18 protein-coding genes are annotated in these 22,528 nt (G+C 59.9%); 7 read left to right on the plus strand and 11 right to left on the minus strand.

Annotated elements, in window-relative coordinates:
* Positions 1-3: 3 nt before the first annotated feature.
* The 10 genes from Q1W40_RS13450 to Q1W40_RS13495 all read right to left on the minus strand — a co-directional run bounded on the left by Q1W40_RS13450 (position 4) and on the right by Q1W40_RS13495 (position 12,634).
* A complete protein-coding gene (locus Q1W40_RS13450) occupies positions 4-306 on the minus strand; it encodes a Dabb family protein (RefSeq protein WP_300712912.1) in 303 nt (100 codons plus the stop codon).
* Entirely contained in the window at positions 306-2,135 is a 1,830-nt protein-coding gene (locus Q1W40_RS13455; RefSeq protein WP_300712914.1) for an acyl-CoA dehydrogenase, read from the minus strand. The genes Q1W40_RS13450 and Q1W40_RS13455 overlap by 1 nt, the downstream gene beginning before the upstream one ends.
* A gap of 98 nt (positions 2,136-2,233) precedes the next feature.
* Positions 2,234-3,409: an acetyl-CoA C-acyltransferase gene (locus Q1W40_RS13460; RefSeq protein ID WP_300712916.1), complete on the minus strand. Its 1,176-nt coding sequence runs from the start codon at positions 3,407-3,409 to the stop codon at positions 2,234-2,236.
* Positions 3,410-3,468: 59 nt separating this feature from the next.
* Complete coding sequence (locus Q1W40_RS13465; protein ID WP_300712918.1) at positions 3,469-5,580, minus strand: 3-hydroxyacyl-CoA dehydrogenase NAD-binding domain-containing protein; 2,112 nt, start codon at positions 5,578-5,580, stop codon at positions 3,469-3,471.
* 118 nt (positions 5,581-5,698) lie between these two features.
* On the minus strand, positions 5,699-6,394 hold the full coding sequence (locus tag Q1W40_RS13470) for an ABC transporter ATP-binding protein (RefSeq protein WP_300712920.1): 696 nt from the start codon (positions 6,392-6,394) through the stop codon (positions 5,699-5,701).
* A gap of 1 nt (position 6,395) precedes the next feature.
* Positions 6,396-7,172, minus strand: coding sequence for an ABC transporter ATP-binding protein (locus Q1W40_RS13475; RefSeq protein WP_300712922.1), 777 nt, complete (start codon positions 7,170-7,172; stop codon positions 6,396-6,398).
* Positions 7,169-8,461, minus strand: coding sequence for a branched-chain amino acid ABC transporter permease (locus Q1W40_RS13480; RefSeq protein WP_300712924.1), 1,293 nt, complete (start codon positions 8,459-8,461; stop codon positions 7,169-7,171). The genes Q1W40_RS13475 and Q1W40_RS13480 overlap by 4 nt, the downstream gene beginning before the upstream one ends.
* Before the next feature lie 3 nt (positions 8,462-8,464).
* Complete coding sequence (locus tag Q1W40_RS13485; protein WP_300712926.1) at positions 8,465-9,499, minus strand: branched-chain amino acid ABC transporter permease; 1,035 nt, start codon at positions 9,497-9,499, stop codon at positions 8,465-8,467.
* Positions 9,500-9,643: 144 nt separating this feature from the next.
* Positions 9,644-10,876, minus strand: coding sequence for a branched-chain amino acid ABC transporter substrate-binding protein (locus Q1W40_RS13490; RefSeq protein ID WP_300712928.1), 1,233 nt, complete (start codon positions 10,874-10,876; stop codon positions 9,644-9,646).
* Between the two features lie 129 nt (positions 10,877-11,005).
* Positions 11,006-12,634, minus strand: coding sequence for a 3-(methylthio)propionyl-CoA ligase (locus Q1W40_RS13495; protein ID WP_300712930.1), 1,629 nt, complete (start codon positions 12,632-12,634; stop codon positions 11,006-11,008).
* A 116-nt stretch (positions 12,635-12,750) separates the two neighbouring features.
* Here Q1W40_RS13495 and Q1W40_RS13500 point away from each other — a divergent pair, with 116 nt between their 5' ends.
* The 7 genes from Q1W40_RS13500 to Q1W40_RS13530 all read left to right on the plus strand — a co-directional run bounded on the left by Q1W40_RS13500 (position 12,751) and on the right by Q1W40_RS13530 (position 19,031).
* A complete protein-coding gene (locus tag Q1W40_RS13500; protein WP_300712932.1) occupies positions 12,751-14,283 on the plus strand; it encodes a protein adenylyltransferase SelO in 1,533 nt (510 codons plus the stop codon).
* Positions 14,280-14,684: a peptide-methionine (R)-S-oxide reductase MsrB gene (msrB, locus tag Q1W40_RS13505; RefSeq protein WP_108322668.1), complete on the plus strand. Its 405-nt coding sequence runs from the start codon at positions 14,280-14,282 to the stop codon at positions 14,682-14,684. Before Q1W40_RS13500 ends, msrB begins: the two co-directional genes overlap by 4 nt.
* Positions 14,685-14,708: 24 nt before the next feature.
* Entirely contained in the window at positions 14,709-15,239 is a 531-nt protein-coding gene (locus Q1W40_RS13510) for a septation protein A (protein ID WP_300712935.1), read from the plus strand.
* Between the two features lie 5 nt (positions 15,240-15,244).
* Positions 15,245-15,505 carry a BolA family protein gene (locus Q1W40_RS13515; protein WP_300712937.1) on the plus strand — a complete coding sequence of 87 codons (261 nt, stop codon included), beginning with the start codon at positions 15,245-15,247 and terminating at the stop codon, positions 15,503-15,505.
* A 51-nt stretch (positions 15,506-15,556) separates the two neighbouring features.
* Entirely contained in the window at positions 15,557-16,336 is a 780-nt protein-coding gene (locus tag Q1W40_RS13520) for a peptidylprolyl isomerase (protein ID WP_300712939.1), read from the plus strand.
* Between the two features lie 153 nt (positions 16,337-16,489).
* The gene (locus Q1W40_RS13525) at positions 16,490-18,460 is read left to right on the plus strand and encodes a U32 family peptidase (RefSeq protein WP_300712941.1); all 1,971 of its coding nucleotides are present in this window, start codon (positions 16,490-16,492) and stop codon (positions 18,458-18,460) included.
* A 97-nt stretch (positions 18,461-18,557) separates the two neighbouring features.
* Entirely contained in the window at positions 18,558-19,031 is a 474-nt protein-coding gene (locus tag Q1W40_RS13530; RefSeq protein WP_146183906.1) for a glycine zipper family protein, read from the plus strand.
* Positions 19,032-19,108: 77 nt separating this feature from the next.
* On the opposite strand, the gene Q1W40_RS13535 is transcribed toward Q1W40_RS13530, so the two are convergent.
* Positions 19,109-22,522, minus strand: coding sequence for a DEAD/DEAH box helicase (locus tag Q1W40_RS13535; protein ID WP_300712947.1), 3,414 nt, complete (start codon positions 22,520-22,522; stop codon positions 19,109-19,111).
* Positions 22,523-22,528 lie beyond the last annotated feature (6 nt).

Genomic DNA, 22,528 nt, shown 5'->3' on the forward strand with positions numbered 1-22,528 from the left:
AATTCAGACCGTGTAATCCATGCAGCGTCGTTCTTTGACCACCGACTTCATGAAAGGCTTGATGGCCACATGATCAGGGTGATTTTGGTAAGCCGCTAGCACCTGCGCGTCATCGACCAGCATGTGCAGCACCAGATCGTTGGTGCAGTCCATGCCGGGTGTGGCCGTGGCCACTTCAAAAGTCTGAATGCCGGGCACCACCTGGGCGCACGACAAGAGCAAAGCTTTGGCTTTGACGAGGTTGGTGGCTTTGTCGGCCCCTGCGGCATGGTCTTGCAGGTTCCACATCACGATGTGTCGGATCATCAGAAAGCCTCCTCGTGCAAGTCGGCGCAAGTGGGGTCGCGGCTTTTGACCACGTTGAGCCAAGCGCCGATCTTGGGCAATTCATAACGGAAGAAATAGCGGCAAGCGGCGCGGCGGCCTTGGGCTGCCGGGCTGTTGTCATCGCCCAGGCTGCTGGCCACGTCGAGCCAGATCCAGGCGATCACCGTGTGGCCAAAGGCCTGCAAATAGGGCACGGCATTGGCCAGGGCCTGTGCGGGCTCGGCACCGGCCCAGGCTTGCTGGGTGGCTTGGCCGATTTGTTTCAATGCATCGCGCAAGGCCGCCGCTTCCGGTCCCCAAGCCGATTCGGCTTTGGTGGCCGTGGCCAGCATGCGCTCGGCGAGCAGTTGCAGGCCGCGTCCGTTTTCCATCAGCACCTTGCGGCCCAGCAGGTCCATGGCCTGGATGCCGTGCGTTCCCTCGTGGATCATGTTCAGGCGGTTGTCGCGCCAGTACTGCTCGACCGGGAAGTCACGCGTGTAGCCATAGCCGCCGTGGATCTGGATGGCCAGACTGTTGGCTTCGAGACACCATTCGCTGGGGAAGCTCTTGACGATGGGCGTCAGCACTTCCAGCAGCAGGCGCGCCACATCGGCGTCTTCGGCGGTGCCGGTGTGCTGCTCGTCGACCAAGCGGGCGCTGTAAAAAGCCAGTGCCAAAGCGCCTTCGCTGTAGGCTTTTTGAGCCAGCAGCATGCGCTTGATGTCGGCGTGTTCGATGATGCGCACCTGGGGCTGGCTCGCATCCTTGCCCCCTGCCCCGGTGGGCCGGCCTTGTGGGCGGTTTTTGGCGTAGTCGAGGCTGGCGTAATAACCGGCCATGCCCAGCATGGTGGCGGCCATGCCCACGCCGATGCGGGCTTCGTTCATCATGTGGAACATGCAGCGCAGGCCTTCGCCAGGCTTGCCGACGAGGTAGCCTACAGCGCCGTCCAGGCCCCCACCTGTATCACCTCTGACCGGGTACTTGCCCTCGCCAAAGTTCAGCAGCGTGTTGGTGGTGCCGCGCCAGCCGCACTTGTGGTTCAGGCCCGCCAGCGCCACATCGTTGCGCTCGCCGGTCAACTGCCCATCCACGCCAACCATCTTTTTGGGCACGATGAACAGCGAAATGCCTTTGACGCCCGGCACCAGTTGGCCTGAGCTGTCGGGGATCTTGGCCAGCACCAAATGGATGATGTTCTCGGAGAGTTCGTGCTCGCCCGACGAAATCCACATCTTGTTGCCCTTGAGGCGGTAGCGTGCGCCCAAAGCATCGGCTTCGAAGTCGGCCCCATCGGGCGTGGCGCGGGTCATCACGTCGCTCAGCGACGAGCCCGCTTGCGGCTCGGATAGGCACATGGTGCCGGAGAAACGGCCACTGAATTCGTTCAAGGCAAAGACCTGCTTTTGCAACTCGGTGCCGTGCACCATGAGCAAATTGGCGTTGCCGCTGGTGAGCATGCCCGAGCCGATGCTGACCGAGGCCATCGCAAAAAAGGCGTTGGCTGCGGCTTCGACCGTGTAGGGCAGCTGCATGCCGCCCACTTCGTAGTCTTGCGCGGCACTCAACATGCCCGACTCGGCATAGGCTTTGTAGGCCTCGTGCGTGGCTTGCGGCAGCGTGACTTTTTCGCCATCGAAATGAGGCTCTTGCGTGTCGACCAGGCGGTTGAACGGCGCGTACTTCTCACGCGCAATGCGCTCGCAGGTATCGAGCACCGCATCAAAGGTTTCGCGACTGTGGTCGGCAAAACGCTCGCGGCTTTGCAGGCATTCGACTTTCAACCAGTCGTGGAGCAAAAAATCAACGGTGGGGCGCAGGCTCATGTCAGTTCATCTCTTCCAAATGAAAAAGGGCAAGAAGCATCATGCCTCTTGCCCCTGTTCGGATCAGCCATCCAGGCGACAGCCGATGCCGGTCACGTTCACAGCACTTCAAAAATGCCGCAAGCGCCCATGCCGCCGCCAATGCACATGGTCACCGCCACGCGCTTGGCGCCACGGCGTTTGCCTTCGATCAGGGCGTGACCTGTCAGGCGCTGGCCCGACACGCCGTAGGGGTGGCCCACCGCGATCGCGCCGCCGTTGACGTTCAGGCGATCTGCCGGAATGCCCAGCTTGTCGCGGCAGTACAGCACCTGCACGGCAAACGCTTCGTTGAGTTCCCACAGGTCGATGTCGTTCACGGTAAGACCCAGACGCGCCAGCGCTTTGGGCACGGCGTACACGGGGCCAATGCCCATTTCGTCAGGCTCGCAACCGGCCACGGCAAAACCGAGGAATCGGCCCAGGGGCTTCATGCCGCGTTGCTCGGCCAGCTTTTCGTCCATCAGCACGCAAGCGCCTGCGCCGTCCGAGAACTGGCTGGCGTTGCCCGCCGACACCAAACCACCAGGCAAAGCCGAGCGCAAGCCGCTGATGGCTTCCACGGTGGTGCCTTCGCGCAGACCTTCGTCCACGCTCACGGTCACTTGTTTGGTGGTCATGCCCATGACCTTGTCAATCACGCCTTGCGTCACGGTGATGGGCGCGATCTCGTCGTTGAAAAGGCCAGCAGCTTGCGCAGCGCAGGCTTTTTGCTGGCTGGCCGCGCCATACGCGTCCATCACGTCGCGGCCGATCTTGTAGCGCTTGGCCACTTGCTCGGCGGTTTGCAGCATGTTCCAGTAAATCTCGGGCTTCATCTTGGCCAAAGACAGGTCTTGCAGCATGTGGGTGTTCATCTCTTGCTGCACGCAGGAGATGCTTTCCACGCCACCGGCCACATAGACCTGGCCTTCGCCCGCGATGATGCGCTGCGCAGCCAAGGCAATGGTTTGCAGACCCGACGAGCAAAAACGGTTCACGGTCAGGCCCGACACCGAGATCGGCAGACCGGCCTTGAGGGCGATCTGGCGGGCGATGTTGGCGCCTGTGGCGCCTTCAGGTGTGGCGCAACCCATGATCACGTCTTCGACTTCGGCGGCATCAATGCCGGCGCGGGCCACGGCGTGTTGCACGGCGTGGCCACCCAGCGTGGCACCGTGGGTCATGTTGAAAGCGCCCTTCCAGCTCTTGGCCAGAGGGGTGCGGGCGGTGGATACGATGACAGCATTCGTCATGATGGTCCTTTCATGTGGGAGACAGAGCTAAAGATCTGTCCCGCCAAAAATTTAAAAAATCAGTTGAATGTCTTGCCTTCGGCCACCAAACGTGCCAACAAAGGCGCGGGTTGCCAGAATTGGGCGTCGTCATGCGGATTTTTGGCAAAGCGTTTCATGGCTTCGGCCACGTTGAACAGGCCAATGGTGTCGGCGTAGTTCATGGGGCCACCGCGCCAGAACGGGAAGCCGTAACCGGTGATGTAGACCATGTCGATGTCGCTGGCCTTGCTGGCAATGCCTTCTTCCAGGATGTGGCAGGCCTCGTTGACCAGCGAGTACACCAGGCGCTGCACGATCTCGTCATCGGAAATCTTGCGGGGCGTGATGCCTTGCGCGGCGCGGTGCTTCTCGATCATCTCGACCACCACTGCGCTCGGGATCGCGTCGCGCTTGCCGGCCTGGTAGTCGTACCAGCCTGCGCCGGTCTTTTGGCCATAACGGCCCATCTCGCACAGCAAGTCAGCGGTTTTGCTGTACTTGAGGTTCGGCTTTTCCGTGTAGCGCCGCTTGCGGATTGCCCAGCCAATGTCGTTGCCTGCCAAATCGCCCATGCGGAACGGCCCCATGGCAAAACCGAATTTCTCGACGGCCTTGTCCACTTGCGCGGGGGTGCAGCCTTCTTCGATCAGGAAACCAGCTTGGCGGCTGTACTGCTCGATCATGCGGTTGCCGATGAAGCCGTCGCACACGCCGGAGACCACCGAGGTCTTCTTGATCTTCTTGCCGATGGCCATCACGGTGGCCAGCACGTCCTTGCCGGTTTGGGCGCCACGCACCACTTCGAGCAGCTTCATGACGTTGGCGGGGCTGAAGAAGTGCATGCCCACCACGTCTTGCGGACGCTTGGTGAAGGAGGCGATCTTGTTCACGTCGAGCGTCGAGGTGTTGGACGCCAGGATCGCGCCGGGCTTCATCACTTCGTCGAGCTTCTTGAAGACGGCTTCCTTCACGCCCATTTCTTCGAACACGGCTTCGATCACCAGGTCGGCCTGACCGATGTCGTCGTAGCTCAGCGTGGTGGACAAGAGCGCCATGCGCTCGTCGTATTTTTCTTGCTTGAGCTTGCCTTTTTTGACTTGCGCTTCGTAGTTCTTGCGGATGGTGGCCACGCCACGGTCCAGCGCGTCCTGCTTCATCTCCAGGATCTTGACCGGGATGCCCGCGTTCAGGAAGTTCATGGAGATGCCGCCGCCCATGGTGCCAGCACCGATGACGGCCACGGATTTGACATCGCGCTTGGGCGTGTCCTCGGGCACATCGGGGATCTTGGAGGCCGCACGGTCGGCCATGAAGATGTGGCGCAGTGCGCGGCATTCGGGCGTCATCATCAGGGCCATGAAGATTTCGCGCTCGAAGACCATGCCGTCTTCAAACTTCTTCTTGGTGGCCGCTTCGACCGCGTCCACGCATTTGCCTGGGGCTGGCAGGTTTTTGGCCATGCCCTTGACCATGTTTCGCGTGAACTGGAAATAAGCATCGCCTTGGGGGTGCTTGCAAGGCAGGTTTTTCACCAGAGGCAGCGGCGAGCCGTCTGCATGGGCGGCCGCCACTTTGCGGGCCAGCGCCAGGGCTTCTTCGGGCAGGCTTTCGGCTGATTGGGCCATCGCGTCAAACAGTTTCTGGCCGGGCAACATGGCCAGCATCTCGCTCTTGATGGCTTCGCCGCTGACGATCATGTTGAGCGCCGCTTCCACACCGATCACGCGGGGCAGACGCTGCGTGCCGCCCGCGCCGGGGATCAGGCCCAGCTTGACTTCAGGCAAGGCAATCGAGGTGCCAGGCGCTGCAATGCGGTAGTGGCAGCCCAGAGCCAGCTCCAGACCGCCGCCCATGGCGACCGAGTGGATGGCGGCCACCACCGGCTTGGCCGAGTTTTCGCAAGCGCGGATGACGCTCAGCAAATTGGGTTCCTGGATCGCCTTGGGCGAGCCAAATTCACGAATGTCCGCGCCGCCCGAAAAGGCCTTGCCACCACCGGTGATGACGATGGCCTTGACTGCTGCATCGTTGTTGGCTTTCTCCAGCCCATCGGTGATGCCGATGCGGGTGGACAGACCCAAACCGTTGACGGGCGGGTTCATCAGGGTGATGACCGCGACATCACCTTGGACTTTGTATTCAGCTGTCATGCTGGTTTCCTTTGCGTGAAATGGAGCGTGGAATAAAAAAGAACGGTCGTTCGTTTTTAAAGATTGTAGTGGCTGATTGGAGGAATGACAGCCCGGACTGTCTCAACCGGGACGGCGCTCAAACTTCCAGCCACTCCTTGCGGATGTAGGTGTTCTGGCGAAGCTCGTCGGGTGTGCCCTCAAACACAATGCTGCCATGGCCCATGACCAAGGCGCGGTCCGAGATGTTCATCGCGATGGTGAGCTTTTGCTCGATCAAGAGCACGGAAATGCCCCGGCTCTTGAGTTGCTGCAGGTATTGCCCCACCAGCTCAACGATCTTGGGGGCCAAGCCTTCGGTGGGCTCATCGATGATGATCAGGTCCGGGTCGCCCATCAGGGTGCGGCAAAGCGTCAGCATTTGCTGCTCGCCGCCCGACAAGACCCCGGCCTCGGTGTGCTCGCGCTCCTTGAGGCGCGGGAACATGGCGTACATGTCGTCAAACGACCAGCGGCTGTTTTTGGCCCCCGATTTCTGACCCAGCTGCAGGTTCTGGCTGACGGTGAGCTTGGGGAAAATGTCGCGGTTTTCGGGCACATAGCCAATGCCCAGATGCGCCACTTCGTAGGCTTTCTTGCCCTGAATGGGCTGGCCCTGCCAGTCGATGCTGCCCTGGCAATCGACCAGGCCCATGATGGCCTTGGCCGTGGTCGAGCGGCCAGAGCCGTTGCGACCCAGCAAGGCCACAATTTCGCCTTGGCCCACCCCAAAGCTGACGCCATGGAGCACATGGCTTTTGCCGTAATAGGCGTGAAGGTTGTCGACTTTGAGCATCTCAGTGGCCTCCCGCCTGGCTGTCGGCCACACTGGAGCCCAGATAAGCCTCTTGTACTTTTGCGTTGGCACGCACAGCCTCGGGCGTGTCAAAGGCGATCACTTCGCCATAGACCACCACGGCGATTTTGTCGGCCAGGCCGAACACCACGCCCATGTCGTGCTCCACCGTCAGCAAGGTTTTGCCCACGGTGACTTCCTTGATGAGGCGGATGAAGCGCGAGGTCTCGCTCTTGCTCATGCCCGCTGTGGGCTCGTCCAGCAAAATCACGTCGGAACCACCCGCAATCGTCACCCCAATCTCAAGGGCTCGCTGCTCGGCATAGGTCAGGTTCATCGCCAGCACATCGCGTTTCTTGTCGAGGTGGATCATGTCCATCAGCTGCTCAGCACGTGCGTTGGCATCTTTCAGGCCCGAGAGGAACTTGAAGAAGGTGTACTTGTAGCCCAGGCTCCAGAGCACCGCACAGCGCAGGTTTTCAAACACACTCAACTTGGGAAAGATGTTGGTGATCTGGAAGCTGCGTGACAAACCCATGCGGTTGATTTCGTAGGGCTTTTTGTGCTGGATGGCCTGGCCATTGAGCAAGATGTCACCACTGGTCGGGCCAAAGCGGCCGCTGATCAGGTTGAACAAAGTGGACTTGCCCGCGCCGTTGGGGCCAATCACGGCCACACGTTCACCGGACTGCACAGCCAGGTTCACACCACGGATGATTTCGGTCTTGCCGAAATTCTTGCGAACGTCTTTCAGTTCCAGTGCGTAGGTCGTACTCATACTGCAGTCTCCCGGCGCTTGATTTCTTTTTCGATCTCGGTTTGGATTTCACCCCATTCGAGCATGTACTGTCGGCGAGTCAACTCAAACAAGCCCAGACCGGTCAGCATGACGAAGGCGCAGCCAAACCAACTGTCCAGTCCTTTGGCATTCAGACTGACGCCCATGAATTTGACGGTATCCCCGAGGGCCGAATTCAGCTGCAAGTGGTAGACCATTTCGATCATGGCACCAGCACCGGCCAACATGACCAATGCCGTCAAAGCCAGGCCAAGGTAGCTCGTCCATATCTGTTTGAGCTTGCCAAACTTGGCTACCCGCAAGTTCATCATGATCAGGCTGGCAATGCCGCCTGGGGCGTACATGACCATGAACAGGAACACCAAGCCCAGGTAAAGCAGCCAGGCTTTGGTCAGCTCCGACAGCAAAACAAAGGCGATGACCATCAGGATGGCACCGATGATGGGGCCAAAGAAGAAGGTCGCGCCCCCCAGGAAAGTGAACAGTAAATAAGCGCCCGAGCGCCCTGCCCCCACCACTTCGGCCGTGACGATCTCGAAGTTGAGTGCCCCCAGACCGCCCGCGATACCGGCAAAGAAACCGGCGATGATGAAGGCGATGTAACGCACACGCTGGGTGTTGTAGCCGATGAACTCCACCCGCTCCGGGTTGTCACGCACCGCGTTCAGGATGCGGCCCAAAGGCGTTTGGGTGAAAGCGTACATGAGCGCCACACACACAAAGGTGTATGCCGCGATCAGGTAATACACCTGAATTTGCGGGCCGTAGTTGATGCCAAAGAAAGCTTGACCGGCCACGCGGTTGCCTGACACACCGGCCTCGCCTCCGAAGAACTCGGAGAACATGAGCGACATGGCGAACACCAGTTCGGCCACACCCAGCGTGATCATGGCAAAGGGTGTGCCCGACTTTCGGGTGGTCACATAGCCCAGCAAGATGGCAAAGCCCATGCCGGCCACGCCGCCGATGATGGGCAAGAGGCTGACCGGAAGGTTCCACTGGCCAGCACTGACCGCGTTGAGTGCGTGGATGGCCATGTAGGAGCCCAAGCCCGTGTACACCGCATGACCAAAACTGAGCATGCCCCCCTGACCCAACAACAGGTTATAGGACAGGCAGGCAATGATGGCGATGCCCATTTGGGCCAGCATGGTGGTGGACAAGTTGCTGGTGAAGACCAGTGGCGCAGCGATCAAGACCAGCGCAAACAGGCTCCAGATGACCCAGCGGCCAACGTTGTAGGGTTTGAATTTGTAAACAGCAGACATGGCTTAACCCTCGCGTGTACCCAAAAGACCCTTGGGCCGGAAGATCAGGATCAGCACCAGGAACAGGTACGGCAAGATCGGCGCGACTTGCGACACCGTGAGTTTGGCAAAGGTGTTGTCCTGCATCGCTGCCGAAACCGCCCAGCCCATGTCCTTGGCCAAAGCCAGGAAGGAGTAATCGATGGCCACAGCAAAGGTCTGGATCACACCAATCAAGACCGACGCCAAAAACGCACCAGACAAAGAACCCATACCACCAACGACGACGACGACAAAGATCACAGAGCCCACGGTAGCAGCCATGGCGGGTTCAGTGACAAAGGTGCTGCCACCGATGACGCCAGCCAGACCAGCCAGGCCCGTGCCCGCGCCAAACACCAGCATGAAGACACGCGGCACGTTGTGCCCGAGCGCCTCGGCCATTTCAGGGTGGGTCAATGCCGCTTGAATCACCAGGCCAATGCGGGTGCGTGTGAGCAAAAGCCACAAGGACACCAGCATCAACAAAGCCACCAACATCATGAAGGCACGCGTGGCTGGAAATGGAGAACAGACGACACGAACAGCCGCGTCAGTGGCGTTGCACAAATCTGCGGGTGCTGCGCCCCAGACCAGACTCAAGCCATTGATGGAATGGGTGATCAAGGTGAATGCCGAGCTGCGCAAAATTTCAGGGGGCGTGAATTCGACCGCCGTGCGCCCCCACACCAGCTGAATCAACTCGAGCACCACATAAGACAAACCAAAGGTGACCAGCAGTTCTGGCACGTGGCCAAAGGGGTGCACCTTGCGAAGGGTCACGCGTTCGAACAATGCGCCGCATGCCCCCACAAAAAGCGGTGCCAACACGAGTGCTGGCCAAAATCCGATCCACCCGGACAGGGTGTATCCGAAATAGGCGCCGATCATGTAAAAACTGGCGTGCGCAAAATTGAGCACACCCATCATGCTGAAAATCAAGGTCAGCCCAGAGCTGAGCATGAAGAGCAACAACCCGTAACTGAGGCCGTTGAGCATGGAGATGATGAAAAACTCCATAGGTACTGCTACTTTCCAGGCTGCGAGAGCCTAACTTCGTTACCGAAAGTGGGTCATGTCAACCCGAGTGATGCGGGTGCGCGAACACCCAAGAAAAAGGCCCGACAACGGATGAGGTCATCGGGCCCGCGAGCCAAACCCCGATCAGCCGGGACGCTTCATCTGGCAGCTGGTCGGTGTGCTGGACACGTAGGATGGGAACTCCTTGACTGGGGCCAAGGTCATGCCGGTGTTTTCAGGGCTGTAAGGGTACTTCTTGTCCGCCTTTTGCCACACCGTCATGTACAGCGGCTGCTGCAACTGGTGGTCGGTCTTGCGCATTTCGACTTCACCGTTGTAGTTCTTGTACTTCAGGCCTTCCAGAGCCGCCGCCACTTTGGCCGGATCAGTGGATTTGGCTTTGGCCATGGCCTCACCCAAAGCGTTGTAGATCGAGATGACCGAGCCGGTGTAGAAGTCATCGTTGAACTTGGTCTTGAACTCGGCCATCCATTTGCCGATGTCGCCACCCATGTTGTAGTGGTTGTAGGCGATCTGGTAGACGCGGCCTGCACCACCTTGACCCAGCGCTGTGGGCGTGCCGGTCACGCCGGTGTAGTAGGTGTAGAACTTGCCGTTGTAGCCCGCCTCGTTGGCGGCCTTGACCAGCAGTGCCAAGTCGGAGCCCCAGTTGCCGGTGATCACGGTGTCAGCGCCCGAAGCCTTGATCTTGGCGATGTAGGGCGAGAAGTCACGCACCTGGGCCAATGGATGCAGGTCTTCGCCCACGATCTGGATGTCAGGACGCTTGCGGGCCAGGTTTTCCTTGGCAAACTTGGCGACCTGGTGACCGTGTGAATAGTTCTGATTGAACAGGTAGACCTTCTTGATGTCTTTTTGATCGGCCATGAAGGTGGTCATGGCTTCGATCTTCATCGAGGTGTCGGCATCAAAGCGGAAGTGCCAGTAGCTGCACTTGCTGTTGGTGAAGTCAGGATCCACGGCCGAGTGGTTCAGGAAAATGATTTCCTTGCCGGGGTTGCGCTCGTTGTGTTTGTTCACCGCCTCGATCAGAGCACCGGCCACCGAAGAGCCGTTGCCTTGGGTGATGTAACGCACACCTTGGTCCATGGCGGCTTTGAGCGCGTTCAGGCTTTCAGCGGGGCTCAATTTGTTGTCGATACCGATGACTTCGAACTTGACGCCCGCTGGATTGGTTTTGCTGAATTTCTCGGCAAAGAACTGAAAGCTCTTGAGCTGGTTGCTGCCGACCGGGGCCATCAGGCCAGACAAGGGGTCAATCCAGGCGATTTTGACGGTCTCGCCTTTTTGGGCAAACGCGCCAAAGGCACAGGTGGTCAATGCGGCTGCAGCGATCAAGCGGGTGGTGAATTTCATTCAAAGTCTCCTGCGTTTGTGAATCAGACGATGTCAGCGTAACCGCTGATTTCACAAACACGCTCGGGGTTTGCACCTAAGCCGTATCACCCGTGCGACTTCAGTGCCGCACGGGTGACTTGATGCTCATCAAAGGCCAGGCAAGACGTAGTCTGTCAGTTGTTCGCGCAGGCGGGTTTTGAGCATCTTGCCGGTAGCACCCAGCGGGATGGCATCGACAAACACGACGTCATCGGGGATCTGCCACTTCGCGGTTTTGCCGTCGTAAAACTGAATCAATTCATCGCGAGTGACTTCAGCGCCTGGTTTCTTGACCACGCACACGATGGGGCGCTCATCCCACTTGGGGTGGCGAATGCCAATGCAAGCAGCCATGGCCACGGCGGGGTGTGCCATGGCGATGTTTTCCACATCGATCGAGCTGATCCACTCGCCGCCAGACTTGATCACGTCCTTGCTGCGGTCAGTGATCTGCATGAAGCCATCGGCATCGATGGTGGCCACATCACCTGTAGGGAACCAGCCGTCCACCAAAGGGCTGGCGCCTTCTTGTTTGAAATACGAGGCGATGACCCACGGCCCTTGCACCAGCAAGTCCCCTGCGGCTTTGCCATCATGTGGCAGCTCTTTGCCCTGCTCGTCCACGATCTTCATCTCGATGCCAAAGATGCAACGGCCCTGCTTCATACGCAGCTTCATTTGCTCGGCTTCGGGCAAATTCTGGTGCTTGTTTTTGAGTGTGCACAGGGTACCCAAGGGGCTGAGCTCGGTCATGCCCCAGGCGTGCAGCACATCCACGCCGTAGTCTTCGCGGAAGGCGGTGATCATGGCCGGCGGGCAAGCCGAGCCGCCAATGACGGTGCGGTTGAGCTTGGAGAACTTCAAACCAGCAGGCTTCATGTGACCCAGCAGCATTTGCCAGACGGTGGGCACACCGGCTGCAAAGGTCACGCCTTCGGCTTCGATCAATTCGTACACCGATTTGCCGTCCAAGGCGGGTCCTGGGAAGACCAACTTGGCACCCACCATGGCCGCGCTGTAAGGGATGCCCCATGCATTGACGTGGAACATGGGCACAACGGGCAAGATCGAGTCACGTGCGGACATGCACATCACATCAGGCAAAGCCGCGGCGTAGGCATGCAAGATGGTCGATCGGTGGCTGTACAGCGCGCCCTTGGGGTTGCCCGTGGTGCCGCTGGTGTAACACAGGGTGCAAGCGGTGTTTTCATCCAATTCGGGCCAGGTGTAGCGGTCGGACTGCTGGCCGATCCAGGCTTCGTAGCTGACCAAACCGGGGATGCCCGTGTCAGCCGGCAGCTTGTCGGCATCGCACAGCGCCACGTATTGGCGGATCGTGGGGCACTTGGCATGCACCGCTTGCACCAAGGGCAAAAAGCTCATGTCAAAGCACAGCACCTGGTCTTCGGCGTGGTTGGCGATCCAGGCGATCTGGTCGGGGTGGAGACGCGGGTTGATGGTGTGGAGAACGCGACCCGAGCCGCTCACGCCAAAGTACAGCTCCAGGTGTCGATAACCGTTCCAAGCCAGCGTGGCCACGCGGCTGCCTTTTTCAATCTGCATGCCGTCCAGTGTGTTGGCGACCTGGCGCGAGCGCTTGGCGGCGGCGGACCAGTTGTAGCGGTGGATGTCGCCTTCAACGCGGCGCGAGACGATCTCGCCATCGCCATGGTGACGCTCGGCAAATTCGATCAAGGAAGAAATCAGCAAAGATTGCTGTTGCATCAGTCCCAGCATGGGGGTCTCCTGTTGGTGGTGGATTGGATGCTTTCATTTTGCACCCGCCTTGCGCGCCGGCTCGAACGAAGACCCGTCAAACCATGTGTCCTTGTCAAGGGCGTGACAATCGAGCCATGTTTTCAGCCTCCGCGCCTTCTTCTGCCCCATCGCCCAGCTGGGATTGGACACACCGCCTGACCCAATTGGGCCCGCGTTTTTTCACCCGGCTGCAGCCCACGCCTTTGGCCGCGCCGGTCTGGGCCATGCGCAACCGCGCCTTGCTGGACGAGCTGGGCTGGTCATCGGCCTTGCTGGACGACGCGCACCTGAGCGCCTTTGCCGGCAACAGCGTGCTGCCCGGCTCGGACCCCATGGCCACGGTGTACAGCGGTCACCAATTCGGCCAATGGGCAGGCCAGCTGGGCGACGGCCGCGCCATTTGGCTGGGCGAAGCGCCGTCTCGGCTGGGTCCGCAAGAAATCCAGCTCAAGGGCGCGGGCAGAACCCCCTACTCTCGTGGTGGCGATGGCCGTGCGGTGTTGCGATCGAGCATCCGTGAATACCTGTGCAGCGAAGCCATGCACGGTCTGGGCATTGCCACCACCCGGGCCCTGTGCCTGGTGGCCTCGCCCGAGCCGGTCCGGCGCGAAACCCTTGAGACCGCCGCCCTTGTGACCCGCTTGGCGCCCAGCTTTTTGCGCTTTGGGCATTTTGAGCACTTTGCTGCACAAGGCGATGTGGACAGCCTGCGGACGTTGGCAGACCACGCGATCGCTCACCACCTGCCCGAATGCCATGCGCGTGCAGAACACCTGAACGGCAATGTCTATGCGGCTTTGCTGCAAGTGGTGCAGGAGCGCACGGCGCATTTGCTGGCGCAGTGGCAAGCGGTGGGCTTTTGCCACGGCGTGATGAACACCGACAACATGAGCCTGCTGGGCCTGACCATCGACTACGGCCCCTTCCAGTTCATGGACGGTTTTGACCCCGGCCACATCTGCAACCACACCGACACCCAGGGCCGCTACGCCTACAGCCGCCAGCCCAACATCGCTTACTGGAACCTCTTTTGCCTGGCGCAAGCCCTGCTGCCATTGATCGAAGACCAGGACCTGACTTTGCAAGTGCTGGAGGGCTACAAAAGCGGGTTCCCTCGCGCACTGGGCGATGCCATGCGGGCCAAGCTGGGGCTGACGGGCGAGTTGGCCACCGAAGACCTGCGCGAAGCCGACTGGCAACTGGTCGAGGACTTGCTGCAAGTGCTGGCCTCAGAGCGGGTGGACTACACCCTGTTTTGGCGACGCCTGAGCCATGCGGTGGTCAACGGATGGGGTCAGCATAAGCCACAAGCCCCTGCCACCGACGTCCAAGACCTGTTCATCGACCGCCATCGCTGGCAAGCTTGGCTCAGCCGTTATCAAGTGCGCCTGGGCCAGGCTGACTTGGGCCGGATCGGACAAACCATGTTGCGCACCAACCCCAAGTTTGTTTTGCGCAACCACCTGGCAGAGCTTGCGATCCGCCAAGCGCAGACGGGTGACTACTCGGAAATCGAGACCCTTCACAACTTGCTAAAGTCCCCCTTCGACGAGCATCCGGGCTTTGAAGCCTATGCCGACTTGCCGCCCGACTGGGCCAGCCAACTGGAAATCAGCTGTTCATCATGAGCCTCATCAAAACCGAACAAGAATGGCGCGACATTTTGCAAGCCAAAGGCGCCGAGCCTGTGGCCTACGCCGTGACCCGCCAAGCCGCCACCGAGCGCCCCTACACCGGCAAATACGAAGCCCACTGGGAGCCCGGCACCTACCGCTGCGTCTGCTGCGATGCCGAGCTGTTCAAGTCGGACACCAAATTTGACGCCGGTTGTGGCTGGCCGAGCTTTTCGCAGGCCATCACCGACACGGCCATTCAGGAGCATGTGGACCGCAGCCACGGCATGACACGGGTTGAAACCGTGTGCGCCCAATGCGGCGCGCACCTCGGTCATGTGTTCGAAGACGGCCCAGCCCCCACCGGCCTGCGCTACTGCATGAACTCAGCTTCGTTAGACTTCGAGCCTCTGTGACGAACCCGGCCAACGATTGATTTCATGAAATTCCTGATCGACTTTTTCCCCATTGCATTGTTTTTTGGGGCCTACAAAATGGCCGACATCTACACCGCCACAGCGGTGTTGATGGCCGCCACCGTGGTGCAAACCGCCCTGGTTTACAAGTTGGACGGCAAGCTGCAAACCATGCACAAGATCACGCTGGTGTTGGTGCTGGGCTTTGGCGCCTTGACACTGGGCCTGCACGATGAGCGCTTCATCAAATGGAAGCCCACCTTGCTTTACACCGGCTTGGCCGTGGCTTTGGCCATCGCGCATTGGGCGATGAAGAAGAACTTCCTGCAAATGATGCTGGGCCAACAACTGCAACTGCCTGGCCGCGTTTGGCACCGACTGAACATCGCCTGGATGCTGTATTGCCTGTTCATGGCCGCCATCAATGCCTATGTCGCCACCTATTTTTCGACCGAAGACTGGGTCAACTTCAAGGTCTGGGGTTACGTGTTCCCCTTGGTGTTCATCGTGGCGCAAGGCATTTACGTGGCCCGTCACCTGCCCAAGGACCAATAAAACCCATGAGCTCCGTTGCCGAACAAATTCACGCTCGCCTGTCCGAGCGCCTGCAGCCGACGGCGTTGAAGGTGATCGATGAAAGCGCTTCGCACGCCGGCCATGCCGGTGCCAGCGCCACAGGCCAAGGCAGCCACATGCGTGTGTGCATTGCTTCACCTTTGTTTACACCCCTGTCACGCGTTCAGCGTCACCGCCTTGTGTATGATGCGCTGCAAGATTTCATCGACCAAGGTTTGCATGCCTTGGCCATTGAGCTGATCTGAACTTCCCCCCCTTGTTTCATACCTGACGAACCGTCATTGAGGAAAGAATCCATGAAAAAGCAAATGCTCAGCGCCGCGACCGCCGTTTTGGCATTGATGGCTGCGCCAGCTTTCGCCCAAAACCTTGCTGTGGTCAACGGCAAACCCGTGCCCTCCTCCCGCGTGGAAGTGCTCAAGCAACAAGTGGAAGCTTCTGGCCGCCCAGTGACTCCCGAAGTCCTGGCGCAAATCAAGGAAGAATTGGTTGCCCGCGAAGTGTTCATGCAAGAAGCCAAAAAGCGTGGCTTGGATGCTTCCGACGAGTACAAAAACCAGATTGAACTGGCCCGCCAGACCATCCTGATCCGCCAGCTGTTTGCCGACTTCCAGAAGAAAAACCCTGTGACCGATGCCGACATCAAGGCTGAATACGACAAGTTCGTGGCCGCCAATGGTGGCAAGGAATACCGCGCTCGCCACATCCTGGTGGAAAAAGAAGACGAAGCCAAAGCTTTGATTGCTGACATCAAGAAAGGCGCCAAGTTTGAAGACCTGGCCAAGAAGGCCTCCAAAGACCCAGGCTCCGGTGCCAACGGTGGTGACCTCGACTGGGCAGCGGCTAGCAGCTATGTGCCCGAGTTTTCCGGTGCCATGGTCAAACTGGACAAAGGCCAGATGACAGAAACCCCGGTCAAGAGCCAGTTCGGTTTCCACATCATCCGCGTGGACGATGTGCGTGAAGCCCAATTGCCCAAGCTGGAAGAAGTCAAGCCCCAGATCGCCCAGCAGTTGCAACAGCAAAAGCTCAGCGGCTTCCAGGAAAGCTTGCGCTCCAAAGCCAAGATCCAGTGATCTGAGCCCGGTGCTTGAATCCCAAACGCGGCTTCGGCCGCGTTTTTTGTTGGTGCGCATTGCTGTGACGTACGCTCTGGGGCTGTGAGCGCTGGCCCAGAGCTGTTGGTCTGCATGAGTGGCCAACTTCACAAGCTGGGATAATCCCAACCCATGCAGCCTCACCAACTCGAACTCCTCGCCCCCGCCCGCACCTTTGACATTGGCATTGAAGCCATCAACCATGGCGCGGATGCGGTCTACATTGGCGGCCCCTCGTTTGGTGCCCGGTCCACGGCCGACAACACGGTACAAGACATTGCCAAGCTGGTGCAATACGCCCACCGGTTTCACAGCCGCATTTTTGTCACGCTCAACACCATCTTGCGCGACGACGAACTGGAAGGTGCCCGCAAACTCGCCTGGCAGCTGTACGACGCGGGAGTGGACGCCTTGATCGTGCAAGACATGGGCCTGCTGGAGATCGACCTGCCCCCGATCCAGCTGCACGCCAGCACCCAGACCGACATCCGCACACCCGAGAAGGCGAAGTTTTTGCAAGACGCCGGTTTGAGCCAGATCGTGCTGGCCCGTGAACTGACCCTTCCCCAGATCAGCGCGATCCGCGACGTGATCGACACCGAGCGCACCGTGATCGAGTTTTTTGTGCACGGCGCTTTGTGCGTGGCCTACAGCGGTCAATGCTTCATCAGCCACGCGCACACTGGCCGTAGCGCCAACCGTGGCGACTGCTCGCAGGCTTGCCGCCTGCCGTATGAAGTCAAAGACGCCCAAGGCCGCATCATCGCGCACGACAAACATGTGCTCAGCATGAAGGACAACAACCAGAGCGACAACCTGCGCGCGCTGGTGGATGCGGGCATCCGCAGCTTCAAGATCGAAGGCCGCTACAAGGACATGGCCTATGTGAAGAACATCACGGCCCATTACCGCAAGCTGTTTGACGAAGTGCTGACCGAGCGACCCGAGTTGGCTCCCGCCTCGCATGGCCGCACCACCTTCAGCTTCGAGCCGGACCCGAACCAGAACTTCAACCGCGAGTTCACCGACTATTTTGTGCAAGGCCGCAAAGAGGACATCGGTGCGTTTGACACCCCCAAAAACCCGGGACAGCCCATTGGCTGGGTCAGCAAAGTCACGCCCGAACACGTCGAGATCACCACCGACGACCCCGCCACCGAACTGCACAACGGCGACGGCCTGTGCTACTACGACCTGCAAAAAGAACTGGTGGGCCTGCAGATCAACCGCGCCGAAGCGCAAAAAGCCCAAGGTGTGTGGAAGCTCTTTCCCAAAGACCCGATGGATGGCTTCAAGGACTTGCGCAAAGGCGTGCAGGTCAACCGCAACCGCGACATGAGCTGGGTGCGCACGTTGGACAAAAAATCGGCCGAGCGGCGCATGGGCGTGTGGATGCAATTGGCTGAAAGCGCTGATGGCTTACAGCTGACCCTGACCGACGAGGCCGGCCACACCGGCACGGCCGAGCTGGCCATCGCTTGGCAAGCCCCCAAAGACGCGGCCCAGGCCGAGGACAAACTCAAAACCGCTTTGGGCAAACTGGGCGACACCCTGTTTGAGCCGCTGGATGTGCAAGTGGCCCTGCCCCGCCCCTGGTTTGTGCCGCCCTCACAGCTCAACGCCTTGCGCCGCGATGCCGTGCAAGCACTCGAAACCGCCCGCGCCCAAGGCCTGCACCGCCTGCCGCGTGCCGTGCCTGTAGAGCCACCAGCCCAGTATCCCGAAGACACGCTGAGCTATCTGGCCAATGTGTTCAACCAAAAAGCGCGTGATTTTTACGCCAAACACGGCGTGAAAGTGATCGCCGCCGCCTACGAAGCGCAAGAAGAACTGGGCGAAGTCAGCCTGATGATCACCAAGCACTGCGTGCGTTTCAGCTTGAGCCTGTGCCCCAAGCAAGCCAAAGGTGTGACTGGCGTGCAAGGCACGGTGAAAGCCGAGCCGCTGCAACTGATCAACGGCAAGGAAAAACTCACCCTGCGCTTTGACTGCAAACCCTGCGAAATGCATGTGGTCGGCAAGATCAAGAAATCGGTGCTCAACGCCGTGCCGGAAAGCCCGCTGCAGTTTTACAAGACGCGGCCTGTGGTCGGTCTGCACTGATTCAGCTGTTTCTTGTTACAAACTGACGTTGTCATTTTTGAAGTTTTTAGAGGTCTACTGCTAGCATCCCGCTGTCCCATTCACCGAGATGCATTCAATGACCGCCACAACTTTACCCACCCGTTTTATTCGCCTGAGCGCTGTCCTTGGCCTGCTCGGTGTCTTGACCTTCGCAGGTTGTGCGGGCATGGGAGAAGGTGCAGCCAGGCCCGTTCTCTACCCCAACACGGCCTACAAATCCATGGGCGAAGCCGCCGCCAACCAGCACCTGAACCAATGCCTGAGCCTGGCCCAGTCCAGCGGTCTGCATCCGTTGGACAGCAACAATTCGGTGGCATCGGGTGCGACCATGGGCGCTGCCGTGGCCGGGGTCACGGGCGCCGTTGGTGGCTTGGTGTTTGGCCGTGGCGATTTGAACCAGGCCATCAAATATGGCGCGCAAAGTGCCGTGGTCGGTGCTGCTGCGGGCGGAACTCGCGGCGCCATGAGCCAGCAGCCCAGCGGGACTTACCGCCAGTTTGTTCAGCGCTGCGCTGGCGAAAAAGGCCTGGACATCATTGGCTGGCAATGACACGAAGAGCGCTGCGCTGAGCGCTCAAGACTTGCGTCGGCGTCTGCGTCACAAGGTGTCAGTATCCCCTGCCCGGCTCAGCCCAGCGGCTTGAGCAACTCGTTCAGATCGGCCTCGCCAAACAGGGGCTCTTTGCGCTGCACGGCGCCTTCGTACATGTCTTGTGCCAACTGGGCTTTGCGCTCTTGCAGGGCCAGCATGCGCTCTTCGATGGTGCCTTGCGCCACCAGTTTGACCACCCAGACACTTTGCTTTTGGCCGATGCGGTGTGCACGGTCGGTGGCCTGGTTTTCCACCGCAGGGTTCCACCACGGGTCGTAGTGGATGACGGTATCGGCCTGCGGCAAGTTCAGGCCCACGCCACCGGCTTTCAGGCTGATCAAGAACAGCGGCACCTCACCGCTGGTGAATTTGTCGATGATCGCATCGCGGTTTTTGCTTTGGCCGGTGAGTTTGACCCACGGGATGCCCAACGCAGGCAAGGCTTTTTCGATCAAGCCCAGCATTTCGGTGAACTGTGAAAACAACAAAATCATGCGACCTTCCGCAACCATCTCGGGCAGCATGTCGAGCAGCTGCTCCAGCTTGGCCGACTGCTGCACCTGGCTCGCCGCACTCAGCTTGAGCAAACGCGGATCGCAGCACACCTGACGCAGCTTGAGCAAAGCATCGAGGATGGTGATTTGCGAGCGCCCCAGGCCCTGGGTGTGCAACGCTTCGCGCACGGTTTTTTCCATGCCCAGGCGAATCGTCTCGTACAAGTCCGCCTGCTGGCCTTGCAGGGGCACAGGCATCAGGGTTTCGATCTTGGGCGGCAACTCGCTGGCCACCAGGTCTTTGGTTCGGCGCAACATGAAGGGCGTTACGCGTGCACGCAACTGGGCGAGTTTTTCAACGCTGCCCTGACGCTCGATCGGGTTGCGGAACAGTTCGGTGAAACGCTTTTGGCTGCCCAGAAATCCGGGCATCAAGAAGTGAAACTGGCTCCACAACTCGCCCAAATGGTTTTCAATGGGCGTGCCAGACAGGCACAGGCGGTGCACGGCCGGGATCTCGGTGACGACTTGCGCCGCGTTGGTGTTGGCGTTCTTGATGTTTTGCGCTTCATCCAGCACCAGCAGGTGCCAAGGCACTTCCAGCCACATGTCGCGGTCACGCGAGAGCAGCGAATACGCAGTGATGACCACGTCGTAGCGGCACAGCTCCTGCGGGGTTTCGTGGCGCGACAGGCCGTGGTGGATGTGCGTGGTCAAGGCCGGGCAAAAGCGGGCTGCCTCGCGCTGCCAATTGCCCAACAAGCTGACGGGGGCGACGATCAAGGCCGGTTTCGTCAGTCGACCCGCTTGCTTTTCGGTCAGGATGTGGGCCAAGGTCTGCAGTGTTTTGCCCAGGCCCATGTCGTCGGCCAGGATGCCCGCCAGGCGGTGCTCGCGCAAAAACTGCAACCAATTGAGGCCTTGCTGCTGATAAGGCCGCAAGGTGGCTTGCAAGCCTTCCGGTGTTGGCACGGGCGTCAAGGCCGCTTGGCCGCGCATTTGCTGCACAAGACTCAACAAGCTGTTGGCCCCCTGCCAGCGTGCCCCCTCACCCAAGGATGTGGCTGTGCGCAATGCGTCCATGCGCGACAGGCGCAAGGCATCGCCATCCCAGTCGTGGCCGCGCTCGCCGTGCAGCTCCATCAGCATGCTCAACCAGGGTTTGATGCGGGCCGTGGGCAGCCTCACGTAGCCTGGGCCTTGCAAGTCCGGCAGGTACAAATGGGCCGGAAGCCCCTGCATGTCGGTCGGATCACCCGCATTCTTAACGCCTGCCAAGGCCGCCAAAATGGCGGGCACCCAGGGCAAGATGTTGACCCGCTGGCCATCGATGTCCATGCCCAGCGACAAGTTGAACCATGGCGATGTTTCATCGAAGCCGTCTTCGCCCGACAGGTCAATGTGCACGTCATCGGCCAAACGCAGCCAAGTGTTCAAGCCACTGTCGGTGTGGACTTCCAGGCCCGCTTCGCGCAGCGGTTCAAAGTCGCTTTCCAGCCATTCGAGCCACAGCGCCGCACTTTGCGAGCCGGTCAGGCTGAGTGTGGCGCCCTGCGCCACATCGAAGCCCAAATCCTCCAGCGTCTCGACAATGCGCTGTTCGGCCGCCAAGTCGCGCAGCAGCATGCGGGCAGACGCTCCTTTGCCCAGCGCCACACGCCTTTGGGCATGCGTCCAGTGGCCTTGTTGGCCGTCGTAATCAAAAGTCAATTGCGCCTGGAAAATCCCGTGGTCCATGCGCTTTTGCAAGGGCACCGCCGAAATCCGCAGCACGCCCACAGGCTCTACGCCCCGAATTTCGGGCAGCTGTTCAATGACGGGCGGCAGCGGCATGGGGCCGAGTCGCTCCATCAACTGCTGCTGGAACTTGAGCGCCACGCGCTCGGGCACGACAGGCGACTGCGTCAGCAGCAGCAAGCGCTCGGCACTCAGGCCTTGGGTGTCGAGGCGACCGCAGCGGCCACGCGCGACATCCACAAAAATCGGCGGCTCGTTCAGCCCGTGAACCACCCCTTCTGGCCCGGCCTGCATGTGCAGCCTCCAGCCTGCAGGGGCGCCGTCTTGCTCGGGCACGGCCTGCCAGCTGCCGGAGATGGGCAGGGCATCGTCGGTCCACTGCAAAGGCGTCATGGCCTTGTCGTCTTCCCACAACAGGCGACCGGTTTCGCTGCATTTTTGCAGCAGCAGTTCAGCCGCCAAGCCTTGCAGCTTGACCGCGCTGTGAAAACCATACGAGCCAAAACTGTTGGTGGCTGGGCACGCTTTGAAAAGGTCAAAAATACCGCGCTCGTTGGCCGCACTGCCCTGCCAGATCGGGTCGTGCGCGAAGGGTTCCGTGGTCACTTTTTTGGGCTTGCCCCAGAGGCCCTCACGCTTGAGGATGGCCCGTTTGATGGTCAGGTGAAACACGGGCCTTTGGCCCGCGGTGTCCACCGACATGCAGTACAAAAAATGTTCGGGCGTGCTGCTGGGCAGGCTGAAGTGTTGTGCCACATCCGCCGTTTCGAGTCGCCCAAGCCAGTCGCGCACCTGGTATTCAGATTGCTGCATGGCCCGCTCTTGACGGGCTTGCAATTGCTGTTCAGACAACTCACCCGTTTCATCCTCATCACGAACATCTTCGCGCAGAGAACGCCCTTGCATGGCCACATGGATGCCCAAGGCGGCGCCGTGTTTGCACATGCGTCCCACCGCGCAGCTGCAGGTGGAGCGCCAAGCTTGCAAGTTACCGCCCTCGGACACGCGCAAATGCGCTGTGACGGTGAAGGGTGACGCCTGCAATTCAGGCACCTGGGCGACCAACTTCCAGCCATCGGCTTGCAGGCTCAGTTGGGCGACGATGTCATCGTTTTGCAGGTACAGCGCCGTGCCCTTGGCCCAGGCATTCGAGTCAAAGTAAAACGCCAGCTGAGACGGTGGAAACCACTGCTCAGACACTTCGGTTCTCACACGCACAGACGG

This window comes from Limnohabitans sp. (genome assembly GCF_030158565.1).
Classification (GTDB): domain Bacteria; phylum Pseudomonadota; class Gammaproteobacteria; order Burkholderiales; family Burkholderiaceae_C; genus Limnohabitans_A.